Annotated in this window: 1 pseudogene; it reads right to left on the minus strand. The window is 58.5% G+C overall.

The window, feature by feature from the left end:
* A pseudogene (locus tag A5791_RS26670) lies at window positions 1-521 on the minus strand (hypothetical protein); the annotation flags it as partial.
* Window positions 522-740 lie beyond the last annotated feature (219 nt).

The raw sequence follows: 740 nt of genomic DNA on the forward strand, positions 1-740 counted from the left end.
TGCAAGTAGGCCGGAGCGCCAGCGGACGGAATGTAGTCGTGTTTGGCAATAATGCCGCTGGCGTTTTCTTCGCCAGCTTTGAAGGTTGACACCACTTCCGCCTGTGCCGGGTTCATCAGCGCCAACAGCCGTGAGTTTGATTCAGTGCCGAAACCGTGCTCGGTCACATGGCGAACGGCAGTTTCGAGGTCTCCGGAATCAATGGTGGCGCTACCGGAAACGAGGTAGTGCTGGTGTGCCGCCGCAAACTGCTTGCCGAGATAGGCCGGTGGAACCATGGTGTCACCGTTGTACAGGCCATACACCGGGTGCGACCACTCGTTTGCTATCTGCGTTGGGTCAAACAGCCGCTGCAGGATGGTGCCGGTTGTCAGACGGTTGTCGGCCTCCAGTGCGTAGTTGGCGATTGCGCGGACTTGCTCAGCGGTGCTGTCCCGCAAGAATTTCCACGTCCAGCGGCTTGCCTTGTCGTAGTCCTTGAAGGTGTAGCCCATGAGGTGGTAGTCGCTGGGTGGCCGCATAGACTCCGGCTCACCGAACTCAGAACTTTCCTCGAAGCTATCCACACTACGGCTTTGAGGAATGGCCGAAGCGGTGTCTGTGGTGTTGAATGTGAGCAAGCTCGTCAGTGCCGACCGTTCGGCGTTCCAGGCCTTTATAACCGCTGCAACCTCGGCCCAGATGACATTGAGGTCTACGCCGTCGGCGGTAACGTTGACCAATACGTCGCCTTCGGTGGC

The sequence above is a fragment of the Mycobacterium sp. 852002-51163_SCH5372311 genome (assembly GCF_001667115.1).
GTDB lineage: Bacteria > Actinomycetota > Actinomycetes > Mycobacteriales > Mycobacteriaceae > Mycobacterium.